General features: G+C 37.2%; 10 protein-coding genes and 1 tRNA gene. 7 read left to right on the top strand and 4 right to left on the bottom strand.

Annotated features, from left to right (window positions below):
* Position 1: 1 nt before the first annotated feature.
* Positions 2–469, bottom strand: a complete 468-nt coding sequence (locus AC3FI7_RS12085) for a heme-binding domain-containing protein (protein ID WP_142723974.1) — start codon at positions 467–469, stop codon at positions 2–4.
* A 390-nt stretch (positions 470–859) separates the two neighbouring features.
* Here AC3FI7_RS12085 and katG point away from each other — a divergent pair, with 390 nt between their 5' ends.
* The 6 genes from katG (at position 860) to AC3FI7_RS12055 (ending at position 14,222) form a co-directional block, all read left to right on the top strand.
* The gene (gene katG, locus AC3FI7_RS12080; RefSeq protein WP_142723975.1) at positions 860–3,139 is read left to right on the top strand and encodes a catalase/peroxidase HPI; all 2,280 of its coding nucleotides are present in this window, start codon (positions 860–862) and stop codon (positions 3,137–3,139) included.
* Positions 3,140–3,807: 668 nt separating this feature from the next.
* Entirely contained in the window at positions 3,808–5,412 is a 1,605-nt protein-coding gene (locus AC3FI7_RS12075; protein WP_491460198.1) for a T9SS type A sorting domain-containing protein, read from the top strand.
* A 4-nt stretch (positions 5,413–5,416) separates the two neighbouring features.
* Positions 5,417–8,650, top strand: a complete 3,234-nt coding sequence (locus tag AC3FI7_RS12070; RefSeq protein WP_491460197.1) for a hypothetical protein — start codon at positions 5,417–5,419, stop codon at positions 8,648–8,650.
* Positions 8,651–8,655: 5 nt separating this feature from the next.
* Complete coding sequence (locus tag AC3FI7_RS12065; RefSeq protein ID WP_491460196.1) at positions 8,656–12,264, top strand: DUF6443 domain-containing protein; 3,609 nt, start codon at positions 8,656–8,658, stop codon at positions 12,262–12,264.
* 24 nt (positions 12,265–12,288) lie between these two features.
* Positions 12,289–12,681, top strand: a complete 393-nt coding sequence (locus AC3FI7_RS12060) for a hypothetical protein (protein ID WP_105703970.1) — start codon at positions 12,289–12,291, stop codon at positions 12,679–12,681.
* Positions 12,682–13,691: 1,010 nt separating this feature from the next.
* Positions 13,692–14,222, top strand: coding sequence for an antirestriction protein ArdA (locus AC3FI7_RS12055; RefSeq protein WP_491460195.1), 531 nt, complete (start codon positions 13,692–13,694; stop codon positions 14,220–14,222).
* Positions 14,223–14,371: 149 nt separating this feature from the next.
* Here AC3FI7_RS12055 and AC3FI7_RS12050 read toward each other — a convergent pair.
* Positions 14,372–14,442 (bottom strand) — tRNA-Gln (locus AC3FI7_RS12050).
* A 331-nt stretch (positions 14,443–14,773) separates the two neighbouring features.
* Here AC3FI7_RS12050 and der point away from each other — a divergent pair.
* Positions 14,774–16,084 (top strand): ribosome biogenesis GTPase Der, encoded by a 1,311-nt coding sequence (gene der, locus AC3FI7_RS12045; RefSeq protein WP_002976791.1) that lies wholly within the window; start codon positions 14,774–14,776, stop codon positions 16,082–16,084.
* Positions 16,085–16,168: 84 nt separating this feature from the next.
* On the opposite strand, the gene AC3FI7_RS12040 is transcribed toward der, so the two are convergent.
* Positions 16,169–16,654: a GNAT family N-acetyltransferase gene (locus tag AC3FI7_RS12040; RefSeq protein WP_491460194.1), complete on the bottom strand. Its 486-nt coding sequence runs from the start codon at positions 16,652–16,654 to the stop codon at positions 16,169–16,171.
* Between the two features lie 166 nt (positions 16,655–16,820).
* Positions 16,821–20,744 carry a Pls/PosA family non-ribosomal peptide synthetase gene (locus tag AC3FI7_RS12035; protein WP_491460193.1) on the bottom strand — a complete coding sequence of 1,308 codons (3,924 nt, stop codon included), beginning with the start codon at positions 20,742–20,744 and terminating at the stop codon, positions 16,821–16,823.
* Positions 20,745–20,855 lie beyond the last annotated feature (111 nt).

The following is a 20,855-nucleotide window of genomic DNA, read 5'->3' as shown; positions in this document are numbered from 1 at the left end:
TTTATTTATTAAACATGATTCCTCTTTCTGTGTCTTCTTTTATCATTTTGAAGTATTGAACAAGATCTGCACGTTGTTCATCTGAAAGTTTGGCTGCCTGATGACCTAAATAATAAGACTCAAGCGGCATTTCTTTTTTTTCAACCATCTCAATACATTCTTCCAGTTTATGAAGTTGCCTTTGAGGTTCATATACTGCAAAGGTAGAAAAATTAAGACTTTTTCTGCCTTCATCAATGTGATTTTTTACCCACCAAGATGCAGGAGAAATATTGGCATACCATGGATATGTTGTTTCATTGGAATGACAGTCGTAACATGAAGTCCTGATGGTGCGGGCAATTTTCTCAGGAGTTTTTTTTACCTTCAGAAAATCCATTCCCGGGGTAAGCGGTGGATTTGTTTTATCAATAGGAAAAAACTGAATAATGATAAAGATAACGAGAATGACAACAATTATTTTTTTCATAAGGATTCATGTTTGGTACCTATAAAGATAGTTAATTTATTTTTACTTTGACAAAGCTGGAAGTTTGCAGTTCCAGATTGTATTATTGAAATTTTCTTTTTTCTGTTCATTTAACTTCCTGCTTCCTGATACCCTGTTCCCCCTCATCTCTTACATTGAGTTATTCTAAATAGAGAACAGCTGGCTGGACGAATTTAAAAAATTATTAACTTAATACCACATTTATGTCTCGGCTTTTGTACTGGTTGGAAATTTCTATAAATAGTTTTTAACTATCATTGAAATAAAAATTAATAGATTGTATTTATTGAATAAACGTTGTAGGTTTGTCATATTCTACAACAAGGAATTTAAACTGTATTAATCAATATAAAAATAAAATAAACGACAATGGAAAAAGATTTGAATGACATCAGTAAATGTCCGTTTCATAACGGAACAATGAAGAAGAATAATGTAGCGGGCGGTGGAACCCAGAATTCAGACTGGTGGCCGGATCAGCTCAGGGTAGATCTTCTGCGCCAGCATTCTTCCCTTTCTGATCCTATGGACAAGGATTTTGATTATGCCAAGGCATTTGAAAGCCTTGACCTGGAGGCGGTAAAAAAAGATCTTCATGCATTAATGACAGATTCACAGGATTGGTGGCCGGCGGATTTCGGGCATTATGGCCCTTTGTTTATCCGTATGGCCTGGCACAGTGCCGGAACGTATCGTGTAGGTGACGGAAGAGGTGGAGCAGGAGCAGGGCAGCAGCGTTTTGCCCCGTTAAACAGTTGGCCGGATAATGTAAGTCTTGATAAAGCAAGAAGATTATTATGGCCAATCAAGCAGAAATATGGCAGGAATATCTCATGGGCAGACCTTTTGATTCTTACCGGAAATATTGCTTTGGAATCAATGGGCTTTAAAACATTCGGATTTGCCGGAGGACGTGCCGATGTATGGGAACCGGATGCCGATGTATACTGGGGATCAGAAAAAACATGGCTGGGAGGAGACCTGCGTTATGCTCATGGCTCAGAAGGAGTGGTGGAAGGACATTCAGCGGTTCTTCCTACTGATGACAATGCAGATGGAGATATTCATTCTAGAAATCTTGAAAATCCATTAGCTGCCGTACAGATGGGGCTTATTTATGTAAACCCGGAAGGTCCGGACGGAAACCCGGATCCGATTGCAGCCGCTAAAGATATCCGTGATACTTTCGGGCGTATGGCGATGAATGATGAAGAAACCGTTGCTTTGATTGCCGGCGGACATACTTTTGGTAAAACACACGGAGCGGGTCCTGCAGATCATGTAGGAAAAGAGCCTGAAGCAGCCGGAATTGAACAGCAGGGGCTTGGATGGGCAAGTACTTATAAATCAGGAAGCGGAAGAGATGCTATTTCCAGCGGTTTGGAAGTAACCTGGACTGAAACTCCAACTCAATGGAGTAATTATTTCTTTAAAAATCTTTTTGAAAATGAATGGGAACTGACAAAGAGCCCTGCCGGAGCTCACCAATGGGTAGCTAAAGATGGAGCAGATATTATTCCTGATGCATTTGATTCTTCCAAAAAGCATAAGCCAACAATGCTTACGACAGATCTTTCTTTAAGATTTGATCCTGTTTATGAAAAAATTTCAAGACATTTTTATGAAAATCCTGAGGCGTTTGCTGATGCATTTGCAAGAGCTTGGTTTAAGCTGACGCACAGAGATATGGGACCACGTGCCCGCTATTTGGGGCCGGATGTACCACAGGAAGAGCTTATCTGGCAGGATCCTATTCCTAAAGTGGATCATGAATTGGTTGACGGAAACGATGTGGAAGCATTAAAATCAAAAATTTTGAATTCCGGATTAAGTATTTCTGAACTGGTATCTACAGCCTGGGCTTCTGCCTCTACTTTCAGAGGAAGCGACAAACGTGGCGGTGCCAACGGAGCCAGAATCAGACTGGAGCCTCAGAGAAACTGGGAAGTAAATAATCCTTCACAGTTGAATAAAGTATTAAGTGTACTGGAAGGCATTCAAAAAGAGTTCAACGATTCTCAGAACGGGGGTAGAAAAATATCACTAGCAGACTTAATTGTATTAGCAGGTAATGCTGCAGTTGAAGTGGCCGCAAGAAACGCAGGTCAGGATGTAAAAGTTCCTTTTACACCTGGAAGAATGGATGCTTCGCAGGAGCAGACGGATGTAGAATCAATGGGATATCTGGAGCCTGCCGCTGACGGATTCCGTAATTATCTGAAAAGAAAATACACGGTATCTACAGAATCTTTACTCATTGATAAAGCACAGTTGTTAACGCTTACTGCCCCGGAACTGACTGTCCTGATCGGAGGAATGCGTGCTTTGGATACGAATTTTGACGGGTCAAAACATGGAGTATTTACCAGCCGTCCGGGCGTTCTTACTAATGATTTCTTCGTAAACCTTTTGGACATGGGAACGCAATGGAAAGCAATGTCAGATGATAAAGAACTGTATATGGGAAGTGACCGCTCAACCGGTCAGCCAAAATGGACCGCGACCCGTGCAGATCTCGTCTTTGGATCCAATTCTGAATTAAGAGCCGTTGCCGAGGTGTACGGAAGCGCCGATGCACAAAGTAAATTTGTAAAAGATTTTGTAGCTGCATGGACGAAGGTGATGAATCTGGATAGGTTTGATATATAGAAAATAATTTTTTAGAGAGTAAAATCGGCTGCCCGAAGGGCAGCCGATTTTAATTTATGAGTATGAGTTAAGTTTTATTGATTTTACAAAATATTCTGGTAAAACAATTAAATAATTAGTGCAAATATCAAAAACAATCAAAATATTTGACTGAAAAATATTACAGAAAATGAATTCGATTGAGAATAAATTAAATCTATTAAGGGTTAGAAATGAGATATTTAAGTAGTGTAAAAAAAATCATAACTAAAAAATTGTAGTTGATCAGAAACTATTTTACTTTCGTAATTATAATCAGATATAAAAAGACTTATCAAGAAATATCCTTGGATCAGGTTGATGAATATTCTGAAGTGGCTGATATTCTCAATATAAAGTTGAAAAAATTAGGATCATTAATCAGATGCTACGAATTCAATAGTATTGAAGCAGTTTTTTTGAAGTTTTTCTATATAGAAAAATAACACGACAAGCTTTGTCGTTCTACAGGCATATCTTTGTTTTGTTAAAGAAAGTTAATGAATTTTCTTTGAGATAAAGATTAAAAAGTCCTAATTTTGAACGCGTTAAAAACATAACTATGAAACAATAATTTTACTCTATAATTTGGGTATTTCTATATACACAATAAATACAATCAACATTTAGTTAACATTAATAACACAAGTATGAAAAAATTCTACATGTGTGCATTGTTTCTATGCACTATTACGGGCATATTTGCTCAAGAGGTACTCTGGCAGAAAGATATAAAATCCAATTTTCAAGATTTTTTAAGCCAAGTCACCACAACAATTGATCAACAATATTTGATCACAGGGAGCTCAATTCAAAGCAACAAATTACAACAAGGAAACAAGCAAAGCAATGGCTATGATTTTCACTTAGTAAAACTCAATCAACAAGGAGAAGAAGTTTGGGAAAGATACTTCTCAGGACAAAACCATGATTATTTATCAGCTACAGTCACAACACAGGATGGCGGATTTCTTTTAGCAGGCACTTCTTATTCAGGGAAAGGGCTGGATAAAAAAGGGGATTCCAAAGGAGGATCCGATATCTGGCTCATTAGAATCAATGAATTTGGAGATGAATTATGGCAGAAAACCTTAGGCAGCTCTTCTGATGAAGAAGCCAGAGCGGTTATCCAGACTACAGATTTGGGATTCTTTGTAGCCGGAAATATACAGGGTTCTTCAAAAGGCTACGGTTCTAAAGATGTCTTTATCACAAAACTGGACAAAGATGGAAAAGAGCTCTCACAGCTTATTTTGGGAGGAAAAGGTTTAGATGAGGTAGAGAAAATGATTCCAACGAGAGATGGAGGAGCATTACTTGGAATGTATTCAAGAAGTTCAGCTGTACAAAGTAAAATGTATAATGTACAAAGTCCTCAAAATACATCCGACACCCGACATCTGACAACGGTACAAAAACAAAGCGACAACTTTGGCGAAGGCGATTACTGGATCGTAAAGCTGGATAAAAACGGAAAAATTGAATGGGAAAAGAACTTCGGAGGGAAAGGTGATGATCATTTGAGAACCCTTGCATTGACCTCAACCGGATTCATTATCGGTGGAGAATCCAGATCAGAAAGGTCAGGAAATAAAACGGTAGGACTGGAAGAAGGAACGGACCTTTGGCTCATTGCTTTAAATGACAGAGGCGATGAACAGTGGCAGAAATCTTATAATTTCAAAAATAGAGATATTCTTATGGGAATGAGTGTTCTTCACTCTGCAGATGACAAATTTTCCAAAGGAATCTTACTGGGTGGCTATACCCAGGCAGAAGGAAGAATAGAAAATGATGATGAAACCTTCTGGATGCTCTATCTTGACCAGAATGGAAATGAGCAGTGGAGAAAACATGTAAAGGGAGAATCCAGAAAGAAGGAAGAAAGGCTTTCCGATTTAAAGCTGAACAGAGACGGCTCTATTATTCTTGCAGGGACCAGTGCTGAAGAACTCGGTAAAGAAAACTGGAAAATTGTGAAACTGGGAGACAAACAGGTTGACCAGTTAATTGAGAAATACGATATCAAAATCTATCCAAATCCTGTTTCGGATTATGCTTATGTAGAAATCGGTTTTGATTTCAAGAATGCAGAGATTCTGTTGTATGATATGAGCGGAAGACAGCTGCAGAGTATTAAAACAAAGAACAAAGTGACTAAGATCAATACCCAGGCTTTGGTACAAGGAGCTTACCTGATCACGATAAAAACGGATACCAATAAAACGGCAAGCGCCAAACTAATTAAGAAATAACACGATGAAAAAAACTTTAACATTGTCAGGGATTATTCTTTCTGCTTTAATGTATAGCCAAAGTAATACTCCACAAGATTATACTACCAATACGAATGATGCTGGTAAGCACATTCCTAAGATATCTCCAACCAGCCCTGAATCATTTAAATTCAGCCAATATGGAAATGTTCCTATAGGAATGTTTACAGGTGCTCCCAATATTAATATACCAATTACAGAACTTTCAGTTGATGGAACCAGTATTCCCATTTCTCTAAATTATGCTTCCAACGGTATTAATGTGGATGAGATGAATGGCTCAGTTGGATTAGGCTGGACATTTATTTCAGGTGGAGTAATCACCAGAACCATACGGGATAGACCCGATGAAGAAAGTAGTTTTAATAGCGGGGATGTACCACTAACTGAAAATTTTGCTACACAACTGAATACGTACCTGACATTTTGTGAAAATGATGATTTCGATTCTGAACCTGATCTGTATACTGCCAACTTTGCTGGTTATAATGTGAAATTTGTGATCAATAAGGCAGGTAATATTATTATGATTGATCAGAAAGATTACCAAATTAAAAGAAATGATAATGGGAACTTATTTTCAATTATCCTGGATAATGGAGTACGATATAATTTCAATGCCGTAGAATATATACAAAACAGGACACTTAATACTGGAGTACACCAGCTTCCACAACAATATATACAATCATGGTATTTGAGCTCTATTGTTACTACTAATGGCCATACACTTACCTTTGAATATCAGGATGTGAATTATACGACCATTCTTTCACAGTCTCAAACGATGGCTTATACCAAAGATCAACAGTATAAGTTTGGAGGGCTAGAAAATGACCCTCTTATGAATACTCCTTTCTGCCCCCTTGAAACGTATACAATATCCCCTGATTTAGGACTTATTGTTGATTCAGAACAGTATGTAGTGGGTAAACAGCTCAAGAAAATATTTGATGCCAACAATAACTCTATTGTTTTCTCTTATGCAGTTCAGAATGGAGATTATTCAAGGCTCACTAATATAAAAAAGTATCATAATAATGTAGTCATAGATGATATTAGCTTTAATTATTTGACAACGAATTCTTCAAGAGTATTTTTAACAGAAATACAAAATAATAAAACGAATTCATCACATAAATTCACCTACAATAATCCTCAAAGCTTTCCTTCAAGATTGAGCTTCTCCAGAGATATGTGGGGATATTATAATGGAGCAAGTAATACTAGTCTTGTACCAAAATTGTTTGCAAGTACCGATGTATTAGCACCTCAATATGATGGAGCTGACCAGAGTGTAAATCCCTCTTATGGTCAATATGGACTATTAAAAACGATTACTTATCCAACAGGAGGAAACACATTATTCAATTACGAGAATCACGTCAGAAAAGAAAATGTTTTAATTTATGCGCCTGAAGTTTTTCTGGGAGCTTCGACAGTAAATAATTCAAATACTTATGATTCAACGCAGGAAATAACTATTACCCCAGCGAAAGCAGGTTATGTTCGTATTGGGCTATCCAATTACCTTAATCCATATGGCGATTGTAAAGACAGTCCTGATTTGGAAACGGATAAGCAAAAAGGCGAGGTATGGGTAAAAAATCAGGCAGGAAATTATATGCCTTTATATGAAAAAATACCCAATATAGGATTTTCACCTCTGGGAAACACAGCGGAATCTTCATTGAGTACCAGCCAAACTGCTTATGTGTATGTTGAGAAAAATCAGACTGTTAAAATTACCGTAAAAGCTTGGTTTGTTTGTTGTCAGGCACATATTCAAGTATATTATTATGATCAGGAAGATAAAAAAGTTTTACAAGATGTGCTAAAAGGAGGCTATAGAGTGAGTTCAACGGTTGACACCCCTGTTGACGGGCTTCCTGTGACCAGAAAATATAAATATATCAAGGATAACGGCGAGCATTCTATCAACATTACTAGGGACCCTGTATTTATTGAAGACAGGTCGGTAGGTTCTGTATGTTTAGGCTCTTTAAATTCACAGCCTACAATGTCCACCTATACGGCCATTACTTCATCCAATATAGGCAGGTTATTTTCCTTTAATCCTAATATTTTCTATGACACTGTGGAAGAACAAATAGAAGGGAAAGGAAAAACCATCCATCACTTCAGTTCCGAAACCGATTACTGGGGTAATCCTATTAAAGGAGGTTCTATTATCTCTGCTCCCTGGACGAACTCAGGCTGGAAGAATGGGAAAGAGTTATTAACCGTTTATAAAGACAATGGAGGGACGATCTTAAAAACTGTTGAAAATCTGTATGCTGAAGATCCCGCCAGAACATCTTATCTGGGAGGCATCAGCAGACGTAAAATTTATGAGCCTCTTGCCAATAATGGCATCTGGGATGCTGATTATCCACATATGGATGTTGTATATTATAAAAATATCAGTCGTTTTACCTATTTACAGTCTCAGAAAACAACGGATTACTTTAATGGTACACCTGTTGAAACTAAGGCAGAGTATTTTTATGGTAGCCCTTCTCATCGTCAATTAAAGAAACAGAAAAACATTATGCCTGATGGAGTAATTAATGAGACTGAGTATAATTATGCTTATGAAAAAGGCAACCAAAAACTTATCAATGCTAATATGATAGGAATTCCTTTGGAAACAACTGTGGTGAAAAAGATCAATGTAAATGATAATACAGGAAAAATTATTTCTAAAACAGAAACTAAGTATGATAATCCATTGAACTTACTTCCAAGCTCTGTTGTATCTACAGACTTACAAAACATTGTATCCACCGAAGTTACTTACGATAAATATGACAGTAAAGGAAACTTACAGCAGTACACTACAAAAGATGGTACTTCTACTGTAATCATTTGGGGCTACAACCAGACTCAACCTATTGCAAAGATAGAAGGAGCTAAATTAACAGATATTTCACAGTCGCTGATTGATTCCATTGTTACAGCTTCCAATACAGATGCTTCTGCTGTGGCTAATAATGATGAGTCTGCATTTTTATCAGTGTTGAATACCTTTAAAAACGCTCTGCCAAACTATCAGATTACTACTTATACCTATGATCCTTTAATTGGAGTAAGAAGCATTACCCCACCGTCAGGAATCAGAGAAAACTACATTTATGATTCTGCAGGCAGACTTCAGAAAGTAGTAGATGTAAACGGACAGGTGCTAAAGGAAATGAAGTATAACTATAAAAACTAAACACAATGAGAAAAATAATAATACCGATAAGTGCTTTGCTTATAACAGGCACTCTGCAGGCACAGCTTACTACGCTTCCTAATACAGAAAACTATATCCAGAGTAAAACATATCTTGATTATAATGGCACCACCGCTACAAAATCAATGGAAACTGTCCAGTATTTTGACGGGCTGGGAAGAGCTAAACAAATAGTCAATGTAAAAGCATCACCTCTGGGACGTGATGTAGTGACCCATATCGAGTATGACCAGTTTGGAAGGCAGGTGAAAGATTACCTTCCTGTTCCCCAGGGGAATACTTTAAATGGTGCCATTATTCCTAATCCTTTGAGCAATACAGCAGGCACTCCCTATGGTCCGGAAAAGATCTATTCAGAAAAGATCCTTGAGAACTCTCCTCTGGACAGGATTCAGCAGCAGATCCAGGTGGGGAATGACTGGAGTAATAAACCTGTTAAGTTTGAATATGCAGCCAATATAGGAAATGATGCCTACAAGTTTGTTCCTACAACAATATGGGAAAACGGAGCTACAAAAACGACGTTAACCGTATCTGCATATAGCAGTGCCAATCAGCTTTACAGGAATATGGTCACAGATGAAGACGGAAACAGGACCTATGAATATAAAAATGGACAGGGGCAAACCGTTCTGTTAAGAAAAATGATTTCTGATACAGAGTATGCAGACACTTATTATGTATATAATGAATATAACCAGCTGGCATTTGTTATTCCTCCAAAGGCTTTTAATCAGAGTCTGACAGAGGATCTGCTCAATACCTTGTGTTATCAGTACCGTTATGATGGAAAGGGAAGACTGGTTGAAAAGAAAGTGCCTGGTAAAGGTTGGGAATTTATGGTGTATGATAAGGCGGACAGGCTTGTTGGAACTCAGGACGCTGAATTAAGAGCAAAAGGACAATGGCTGTATACCAAGTATGATCAGTTTGGAAGAGTTGCTATTACGGGAATATGTACTGGAGGGGAAAGATACCAGGAGCAGGATATTGTTAATGGATATGCTTCTAACAATGTCAATAGAACAGATACTTCCTTTTTTGAAAGACAGGGAATGAATGTGTACTATAACAATCCTGACACTACCTATCCCAATGCGAGTAAATGGGTTACCTTACTGTCTTTAAACTATTACGATTCTTACCCTGCCTACAGCTTTAATCCTGCATTTCCTTCAACTATTCAGGGAGAACCTACACTATCTGACTCGCCTACTTCTGATGGAAGGAGCACTAAAGGGATGCCTGTCATGAGCTTTGTAAAGAACATTGAAGATGACAGCTGGACAAAAAACTACACCTATTATGACAGGAAAGGAAGAGCTATTGGAAGCCATTCTATCAATCATTTGGGTGGATATACCCGCACAGAATCCAAACTTGATTTTGCAGGATTAACACTACAAACCATTACCACTCATTTACGAAAGGCAGGGGAAACAGGAATCACTGTAAAAGAACGTTTTGTATATGATAACGGAAACAGGCTAAAAGAACATTACCATCAGGTAGACAGCAACCCTGAAGAGCTACTGGCTAAAAACAGCTATAATGAACTCTCCCAGCTGGTCAACAAAGAGGTAGGAAACAACCTTCAGAGTATTGATTATGCCTACAATATCAGAGGATGGATGACTGATATTAACAAAGCCCAGATGAGTCTTACGGATTTAGGAGGCAGGCTTTTTTCTTATAAAATTAAGTATACCCAGAAAGATGGTATCAGCAATCCTGATCCTGCACAATTTTCAGGTAAGGATGTACTGCCAAGGTATAATGGTAATATAGCAGAAGTAGACTGGAGATCTGTTGAAACATTGGGCGCAAACCCTTCATTAACCCCAAAAAGATACGGCTATGCCTATGATCCTTTAAACAGGCTGACGGCTGGATATTACCAGAATCCTAATAATCCGTACAGTAAAGAAAATATAGAGTCTTTACAGTATGATATGAACGGTAATATTACCTCCCTTTACAGAACTTCTGTGATGGAGAATGGAAGTACTACAGCTACCGTTATTGATAATCTTGCTTATACATATATTGGAAATCGGGCTGTCAAAATCAAGGATAATAGTAATAACAAAACGGGTTATGAAGGAACAGCAGGCTATCCGATTGAATATGATGCGAACGGGAACATGAAAAACATGCTTGATAAACAGATTTCAGAGATTAAATACAATCATTTGAATCTGCCTCAGGAAATGAGCATTGATTTTGGAACTTCTGGCACTGTTATCAATACCATGTATAGAGCAGATGGTACAAAGCTGGAAAAAACCTCTGTAAGTAATGTCGCAGGCTATAATAATGTTACGACCACTACAGAAAAGACAGATTATCTGGATGGCTTCCAATATTACAAAAAAGAGATCGTTACTTCAGGAGGAGATCCGGGAGGAGGTGGAATTGAAATGATGACAGCAAGAGCAATGGAACCTCAAGCTTTCTCATTGGAAAATAATATCGTTTCTCCCCCGCCAGCCAAAACTCCCGATTTACAGTTTTTCCCAACTTCTGAAGGATTTTATGATTATCAGAAAAATCAATACATTTACCAATATAAAGATCACTTAGGAAATGTCCGAGTGAGTTTTGGAAGAAACAGCACAGGTGCTCTTGAGATAACAGATGCTAATGATTATTACCCATTTGGTATGAACCATTTAAAGACGGGTAATGCTTATTTTGGGCAAGGAACTTATAAGAATTATAAGTACAACGGAAAAGAGCTTCAGGAAAGTGGAATGTATGATTTTGGAGCAAGGATGTATATGAGTGACCTTGGTAGATGGGGAGTTATTGATCCATTGGCAGAGAAAATGACAAGACATAGCCCTTATAACTATGCTTTTAACAATCCTTTGAGATTTATTGATCCTGATGGAAGAGAACCATTTAATGAGTATGATAAGAATGGCAAGATGATTAGTAATTTAGGTGGAAATAAAATAGATTTTTACCATCAAAGAAATGGAGACACTAAAGTAGTTAGTCGACAAACTGGAGCTTCAAATATTATTAAAGACGGAGAATCTATTATTAGAGGTTATACTCATAGAGGAAAAGATGTAGGATGGGACACTATAGCACTTGAATATTTTGGAGGAAGTGGACCTGCTCGCAGTCTATTTAGTGATTTTAATGATTCTAATGATGGACCTTTTGCTTCTCTAGATAAGGCATCGTCTCCATATTCTTCTTTAGCAAGAAAGGATGCAATGAATTCAAAAGAACCAAAAGGAGTTGTTAGAATGGATTATCTTCAAGCTAACCCCATCACAGCAAATTTTGATTGGTATGAGCAGATGTGGGGAAGATCAAATGTGTCTTGGTATAAATTAGGAGATGAAACACTTTTTTTAATGACTGATTCTAAGTCACAAGAGTCATTGTTTTATAGATTACCAGTAAATAATTTTGAAAGAACCGAAGGAAAGCTAAAAAGCTTTGGAAATACATATCAGACTTATATATGGACTGAAAGCAACTCCGAAATTCAAAAAAAAGTAATTAACCCAACCTCAAAGAACGTTTTTAAACAAGCTATAACACCACCATCTATACTAACAAGACCTAGATTTTAAATCGAACAACTTAAATTAATAAATATGAAGAAAAGTATAAGTTTAATTTTATTACCTTTTTTATTTTCGTGCCAAAATATTAGTAATGAAGATATATATGGAAAATATTCACCCATATCATACAAAAATACATATGACACTTTAACGATTAACAAGGATGGGGTTTATAACAGAGTAATTTACAATATAAAAGGGAAGAAAGTGTTGAATTACAATTCGAAATACAAATTAGAAGGTAACACAATAAAGTTTAATGATTTTTATTTAAATTTTGATAAAGATTTAATTGCCTTTCCAGAAGATGTGAATGATACTGATATGACTTATACTACTTTTTTTGAGAAAAAAGATAAGAATATTGTACTTTGCTTTGGCTACCATGATGGGGAGAATTGTTATAAAAAGATTATAGAATAAAAAAACACTGAGCAAAGTCCCCACTAGTGCGAATGTCTCGTTCGTTCTCAGATAATAAACAAAGAGGCTGTCCAAACTTTTCGGACAGCCTCAATTTTTGTTGATTTTATTCGTACCCCCTATACAAGAGGAGTATATGAATATTTGATTCTCAGACGGTATATCTGACTTTTCGGATACTCCCTTTTTTTATCTAATCTGAGATATAGATAATTGGTTTTTGTTACTGATCAATTGACCATTTATAAACTAATCATTGAAATTACTAAATTTATGGTGTATGGTAGAGCCCATACGTACTGCTATACCGAAAACAACTGTCTATTTATTATTAAATTTTGAGATTTCAATTTCCAAAACTTTTAGAAATTTAAAGTATTATAATAACTTTTAATTCCTACATTTCATTTTACTTACCTTTGCCCAACTCATCCAATAAATGAACAACCAATGCTATATATTGTATCTTATATTTGTAAAGAAAGACAATGGTAAATCCCCTCCCACAAAAATATCCCCACCCAATTTCTCTCAATAGTTCAATCATTCCTTTATAGAAGAATTTGTGACAATTTAACACCAAAAAATCTTTAATGAGTGTACGGACAGAAGTATCTATAGATAAACCAGAGGGTATAAGAGTTGTTTTCTTTGCTACCCCTCCCAACTATCAAACATGTTCTCATACAGTTCTTTTGTTATATGCGGTTTTTCCAGATCTAATTTTATTTTCCACTTACTATTTTGTACTGATGATATTTTTCAAACTGTATGTTTTTATTGACAGTTTTTGTTTGTGTGGCCTGTAGTTAAAAATATTTTAAAAACTTTAATTTTAAAGTTAAAATCTCTGTCAATTGGCATGAATATTGACTTTGTTAATGTGTCAAAGAACTGTTTCAAGTTCTTTTTTCTATATAGACTCTCACAATAATATATAAAAATGCCTAAAGTGCTACGAACACGATAGGCAACATCAATAAATTTTAATTACACTAAAAATTATCAACATGACAAATTTACAAAATTGTCTTGATTCTTGCAGTATCTATGTAGGAACGTATGCAAAGTACAACAACGGAAGTCTTTATGGTAAATGGCTCAATCTTTCTGATTATTCAGACTATGACGAACTACTTACAGCAATGTATAAACTACATTCTGATGAGCCTGACCCAGAATTTATGTTTCAGGACTACGAACACTGTGAACTGTTTGAAAAACTAGGATTGATTAGTGAGTGTCATTTATCTTCTGGAATTTACGAAATAGCCCAGCAAATAAACGATTCTGGGTATGATTTAGAAGTTTTTGAAGCTTATATTGATTGTGTTGGAAAAATCGATTTTCAGAGTATTTATGACGGTATAATAAACTATTATATGGGTGAGTTTTCAGACGATGAAACATTTACTCAGTACATATTAGAAGAAAGTATTCCTGAAAGCTTACCAAATTATATTTATATTGATTGGGAAGCTACAGCAAGAAATTTAATGTATAATTATTTTGAAAGTGATGGACATTATTTCAGTAGCTAAAATACAATTAGATTCAAATAGATTTAATGAAGTTCACTCTAAGCGTTTTTTAGAAAAACAGTGACCAAAATCGTGACCAAGTGACCAAAAGTGACTAAAATAAAAAAAGCAACTTGCTGTAAATTAGCGAGTTGCTTTTATTTGGTTTGTAGACCCACAGGGATTCGAACCCCAGATGACTGAACCAAAATCAGTAGTGTTACCGCTACACCATGGGTCTCTGTTTCTATGCCGCGAAATTATAGAATTTATTTTAAATATGAAAATCAAAATTAAAGATTCATTAACATAATTATTAAGATGGCGGCTTTATGTATTGATATCCAAAGAATTATTTTTCAGTAAAAATTTAAAAAAAATTACTTCTACTCGAAAATGATACATTCTCCGATGGATAATAACTTCCCGTCTCCTTCTTCCAGCTTCCATCCTTCAAAGTTCAGTTAAATAATAAAACCTTATCTTTGCAAAAAAATTGGGCTCCAAAAGTTGGAGTAACCCATTAATAACATATCCTGAGCATAGCAAAAAGGATTATTAAACATTTTTTTATGTCAAATATTGTCGCAATCGTTGGGCGTCCCAACGTAGGAAAATCCACGCTTTTTAACCGTTTATTAGAAAGAAGAGAGGCTATTGTAGATTCTACAGCCGGTGTTACCAGAGACCGTCACTACGGAAAATCTGACTGGAACGGAGTAGACTTTACCGTAATTGATACCGGAGGGTATGATGTAGGTACAGATGATATCTTCGAAGAAGAAATCCGTAAGCAGGTACAGTTAGCAGTAGATGAAGCCACTTCTATTATCTTTATGATGAACGTAGAGGAAGGGCTTACTGATACGGACCACGAAATTTACAGACTTCTCAGAAGATCCAACAAACCGATTTATATTGTTATCAACAAAGTAGATTCTGCGAAAGAAGAACTTCCTGCAACAGAATTTTACCAGTTAGGAATCGATAAATACTATACACTTTCTTCAGCCACAGGTTCCGGAACAGGAGATCTGCTGGATGATATCGTTAGAGACTTCCCGACCACAGAATATAAAGACCCATTTGAAGGGCTTCCTAAAATTACCATTGCAGGCCGTCCGAATGTAGGAAAATCTACCTTGACAAACGCTTTACTGGATGTTGAAAGAAATATCGTAACTGATATTGCGGGAACAACAAGAGACAGTATCCAGACTTTATATAACAAATTTGGACACGAGTTTGTATTGGTGGATACGGCAGGGATGAGAAGAAAATCTAAGGTAAATGAAGACCTTGAGTTCTATTCTGTAATGAGATCTATCCGTTCTATCGAGTATTCTGACGTAGTGATCATTATGGTTGATGCTACCCAGGGATGGGAATCTCAGGATATGAATATCTTCGGACTGGCTCAGAAAAACAGAAAAGGAATTGTGATCCTTGTGAACAAATGGGATTTGATTGAAGATAAGCAGACCAACACGATGCGTGATTTTGAAAAATCAATCAAAGATAAAATCGGTCAGTTCCAGGATATTCCAATCTTATTTGTTTCAGCTTTAACGAAGCAGAGAATCTTAAAAGCTGTAGAGGTAGCCATGCAGGTATATGAAGACCGTAAGAAGAAGATTAAAACTTCAAAACTGAACGAAGTAATGCTTCCGATCTTTGAAAACACACCGCCGCCGGCATTAAAAGGGAAATATATTAAAATCAAATACTGTGTTCAGCTTCCTACACCATCACCACAGTTTGTATTCTTCTGTAACCTTCCACAGTATGTGAAAGAACCTTATAAGAGATTTACTGAAAATCAGCTGAGAAAAGAATTCGGATTTACCGGAGTTCCTATTGAAGTATATTTCAGACAGAAATAATAAGAACAACTGTTCATAAAAACTCCGGCAAGCGAAGCTTGCCGGAGTTTTTATTTGAAATAACTTTTCATTTAGGGCTCTTTTTCATGGCAGCCATTTTTCATACACCAGTCTTACAGGACGATATCCCTGCGAAGCAAGCCACCGCTGCATTGTATCATTATTGCATAATGTATAACGGTAAATTTTCCGGATTTTATAGTCTGCATACCTTTCTTCAAATGCTTTATTGAGGGCAGAATAGATCCCCTGTTTTCTAAACTCTTTTTTTACATATCCTTCTGAGACATACAGATCATCTCCTTCTCCAAGTTCAAAATTACTGTCATCTTGTTCTTCAAGATAACCGAAAAGAAAACCTATTGCTTTTCCATCGGCTTCAGCAATAAGAAAAGTGCCATCATTTTCTTCCTCACATGTTGACATAAACCTGAGATAACTTTCTCTGATCTGGCTCCAGTCAGCGGTATTGTTATTCATTTCCTTTTCTGAAATATGGAGTTCACCTACCAGCTCATCGACAACAGCGAGGCTTTCGGCGATTTTTATTTTTCTGATGGAATAATTCATAATGATGTTTTTTATTTGTTGGAAGCCGGAAGAGGGAAGTTAGAGCTTCTGTTATGCAATCATAATCCTTGTTATTGATGAATAAAATAATTTTAATTGGAAAGATATTTATTTCTTTTCTGAGCCTGAATTACTTCCATCTTCCGGCCTTATGCTGCCAGTTCTATCACTTTCCTCTTAACGGACTGCCATACCAGGAGGTACTATCCGAAAGAACTTCTCCTTTCATGACCAGGGAAAGAGGATCAATATTAACATTGTTGCCAATTTCACTGTCATATAAAATAATTGTTCTTGAATTGATCGTGGTCTGCTTTCCGATTTTTACACTTCCGATTTTCATAATCCTGTCTTCAAAAAGATGAGTCTGGGGACCGCAGTCTTCATTCAGCATGGTTTCATCTCCGATTGAAACCATATCAAATTCCGTAATATCGGTGGTATTGAGCCATACTTTTTTCCCAATCTTTACCCCCAAAAATCTCATAAAGAATGGCAGCCAGAAAGTTCCACGCAGGAAATCAAGGAAAAACTGTACCGGAAGAGCTTCATAGACTGTTGTAATCCCTTCACTCAGCCATACTTTCATGCTGTACATAGGCATTTCAGTTTTTTTATATTTTCCTACTAAGATCCATTTCAGAAGTACAGTGAAGAAAAATGAAGGTAAGGCAACGATTCCCAGATAATAAAACGGAGACATTAAGATGAGATAGTGAATGTTTCCTTCCAGATAAGTACTTGTATAGGCAATGAAAAGTACACTGCAGATGATCACCACAGTCTGTGGAAGAATAATTCTGATTCCTTCCACTATGGCTCTTGCAAGCTTAAGTCTGAACGGCGGATTATAGGTGAGAGTATCCTGAAAAACATCAGATTTCTGTCTGGATGGCAGGCCAATAGGAGGAGAGCCGAACCAGTCTTTTTCAGTAGAGTTTTTCAGTTGTTCTTCGGACGGAGCTTTACTCAATACCCCGATCAGCATATTATCTTTCAGTTCATATCCCTGTGGGATCAGACCGCTGTTTCCTACAAAGCTGTTATTTCCTATCGTAGTTTTTGATAATATTAATTTTTCATTTCTTACATCATGTTCTCCAAGGATAACAGCATCTGCAATAAAAGAACCTTCCCCTATCTCTAAAAGATGATGGGAAACATCACTTGCTGTCGATATCTCTGAGTTTTTCCCCACTTTGGCTCCCATCATTCTGTAAAATTTACTGATATAAATAGAAGCAAAAAGAGGGTGTACAATAATAAGGGAGAGGTTAAAAATCTGATCCTTTATCCATTTTTTATAATACATAAAACTGTACACGGGATAGATGCCTGGTTTCATATTATACTGTAAAATCCTGGTCAGCACACTTACCACTCCGATAAACAATAAAATATAAACTGTAGAAAGTATCGGAGCCTGCCACAGATAATAGAAATTATAATCAGCTGAACGGTCATCCAGATAATACAGGGTATAGAGGGTTGGGGCTAAAGGTAAAACAATCAGCAGGGGAAAGAAGAATAAAGAGCATGCATACAATAAAGCAAAACGGTTTCTTTTTCGCGCAGAAGCTAGCTGGGGAATTTGAACTTCTTCACCGGATTTTATTCTTACTTTTTCTGCGGGGCTTCCGTTCCATACTTCTCCAAAACCAATTTTTCCCCCTTCATTAAGGCAGCTTAAATCCTGAAGTTCCCCGAATTCCTCAATAACGGTATCTCCACATACAATCACTGAAGACCCAAGATAGGCATGAGCCTTAATATGTACTTTTCTTATCCTTAAAATGCCATTTTCGACAGAAGCATTGTCAATACTGCAGCCGGAGCTGGTATTCACATTTTTATCAATCGTTACAAGATCTTCGGCTGCAATAGGCAGAAGGCTCAGCTGTGCGCTTGGATCTACCTTTACTCCAAGAAGCTTTAAGTATTTCGGATATAATGGAGTTTCTACAATGAATTCTGAAGGCATTAGCCGTTTAATGGTTTTCCAAAGCCACCATCTGAAATAATACCATCCCCATAGCGGATAATCTCCTTCTTTTATTTTTCCGATCACCAGCCATTTGGTAAGCACTATAATGATCGAATATACAGGTGGAATCAGTGTATAGAGTAAAACAGCACTCAGTAAGGCATAATGCAGTCCGTATCCGTTAAGCTGAAAATAATAATAGCTCAGATAAGGGAAGAAAATCTGAATACTTAATAAAGCAAATACAACCAGTAAACTAACTGTCTGGGCAATATTACAGACAATATACTGCCATGTTGAAACCCTGTGAAACGGTTCCTGACGGGATGTCGCCTGAGTATGCTTGTTTTTGAGAAACTCAGAATAAACTGACAAAGGACGGTTTTCATAAATCTCTTTCAGTGAAGCAGTAGGAATACCTGCTTTTTGACGAAGATGGGAAACGAGTGTGGCCGCAAGCAGGGAATGTCCACCCAGATCAGTGAAAAAATCCTGGGTAAGATTGATTTCTTTTCCTGGAAATACCCATTTCAGGGTCTGAATAAGTTTTTCTTCTATCGGCGCTTCAGAATCAATATTGATTTCTTCGTTTTTCTGATGACTTGAGAAACTTTCAGGAAGGGGAAGCCGTTTTCTGTCGATTTTACCACTTGGCATTCTCGGCATTTCTTTCATCAAAACAATAGAGATCGGAACCATGTATGGAGCCAGAAATCTGGCCAGTTCTTTGCGCATTTCATTTTCATCGAAAGAAGATTCGTCGCTCATGACTGCGTATCCCACAAGTTGCCCTTGCCCGTTAGAATCTTCTTTTACGGCTACTGCAGCCGAGGAAACATCATGAAGCCGGTTGAGCCGGGATTCGATCTCCCCAAGTTCAATTCTGTATCCTCGTAATTTGATCTGATCATCTATTCTTCCCTGAAAATCAATAAATCCATCTTCGCGGATGATAACGGCATCACCGGTTTTGTATATTCTGTCTCCGGGAAGATCTTCCGGAAATGGGTTGGCTAAAAACTTCTGTTCAGTAAGCTCAGGAAGATTAAAATATCCGTTGCTGACTCCCGGTCCTGAAATGACCATCTCCCCACGCTCTCCCCGTGGAACGATATTCATGTTTTCATCAATTACAGCAACATGATAATTGGGCAGAGGAGGGCCGATTGTCAGTTCCTGCTGCTCATTCAGTTGGGCCATATTGGATGAGACTGTTGTTTCTGTAGGACCATAGCTATTGATGAATATTCTGTATGGCTTGGCCCATTTTTCCTGCACCTGCTTTGTACAGGCTTCCCCTCCGGTATTGATAAATCTGACAGCAGGAACCTCATCAATAATGGCCAGAATACTGGGAACCGCATGAAGTACAGTAATCTTATTTTGGGTTAAAACATCACTGAGTTCATCAATTGCTTTTACAGTGGTGGCGTCGGCAATCCATATGGTAGCTCCTGCAAAAAGACTGATCCACACTTCTTCACACCACATATCAAAAGAAACAGAAAACCCCTGATACACCATATCAGTATCTCTGATTTCTATAAAATCCTGCTCAGAACGGATTAAATGACAAATGTTCCGGTGAGAGATCGGAATTCCCTTAGGGTTTCCGGTACTGCCTGAGGTAAATAATACATAGGCCCAGTTGTCTGGTGTATAATTGATAACAGGTGAAGGAACTGAATGCTGAGGCTGCGGTGCAATTTCTAAAGGCTGGCAGTGAATATGGGCATCCGTGTCAGAAAAATAAATCTTGACATTAATATCTGTAAATACCCTTTTTATCCTGTCTTCGGGCATTTCACGGTCTAACGGAATGTACGTCGCACCGGCTTTAAGAATTCCTAGTATGGCTACAGGAAGCTCAAGACTTCTCGGATACCATACCCCGACACGGTCGCCAGGCTGCACGCCGTGATCCTGAAGCTGCAGTGCGATGGCATTACTCCAGCTGTCCAGTTCAGCATAGGATATTTTTTTATCTTTAAATATAAAGGCTGTTTTATCTTTATATTTCTCAAAGGTGGGAATCAATAATTCAGGCAGAGTCTCTTCTCTGATAAACTCCGGACTGATCTTTCCTAAAATCAGGCTTTTCATCATTTAAAAAATTACTAAATAGAGTAGTGGGAATATTTTCATAAATATACATATTTCTCCTCAGGCTCAATCTTTCAATTCGTTTTTTAGTTGTAATTTTGCAGGAATTAATAT

The organism is Chryseobacterium sp. TQ-BC-N36, from assembly GCF_058382295.1.
The sequence above is the reverse complement of the archived record's forward strand: the minus strand, read 5'-3'. Positions and strand labels throughout refer to the sequence as shown.

What these genes read in the sequence shown, in the direction of transcription:
- der (WP_002976791.1), top strand. Translation starts at nt 14,774, where the DNA reads ATGTCAAATATTGTCGCAATCGTTGGGCGTCCCAACGTAGGAAAATCC.
- AC3FI7_RS12040 (WP_491460194.1), bottom strand. Translation starts at nt 16,654, where the DNA reads ATGAATTATTCCATCAGAAAAATAAAAATCGCCGAAAGCCTCGCTGTT.
- AC3FI7_RS12055 (WP_491460195.1), top strand. Translation starts at nt 13,692, where the DNA reads ATGACAAATTTACAAAATTGTCTTGATTCTTGCAGTATCTATGTAGGA.
- AC3FI7_RS12085 (WP_142723974.1), bottom strand. Translation starts at nt 469, where the DNA reads ATGAAAAAAATAATTGTTGTCATTCTCGTTATCTTTATCATTATTCAG.
- AC3FI7_RS12070 (WP_491460197.1), top strand. Translation starts at nt 5,417, where the DNA reads ATGAAAAAAACTTTAACATTGTCAGGGATTATTCTTTCTGCTTTAATG.
- katG (WP_142723975.1), top strand. Translation starts at nt 860, where the DNA reads ATGGAAAAAGATTTGAATGACATCAGTAAATGTCCGTTTCATAACGGA.
- AC3FI7_RS12035 (WP_491460193.1), bottom strand. Translation starts at nt 20,744, where the DNA reads ATGATGAAAAGCCTGATTTTAGGAAAGATCAGTCCGGAGTTTATCAGA.
- AC3FI7_RS12075 (WP_491460198.1), top strand. Translation starts at nt 3,808, where the DNA reads ATGAAAAAATTCTACATGTGTGCATTGTTTCTATGCACTATTACGGGC.
- AC3FI7_RS12060 (WP_105703970.1), top strand. Translation starts at nt 12,289, where the DNA reads ATGAAGAAAAGTATAAGTTTAATTTTATTACCTTTTTTATTTTCGTGC.
- AC3FI7_RS12065 (WP_491460196.1), top strand. Translation starts at nt 8,656, where the DNA reads ATGAGAAAAATAATAATACCGATAAGTGCTTTGCTTATAACAGGCACT.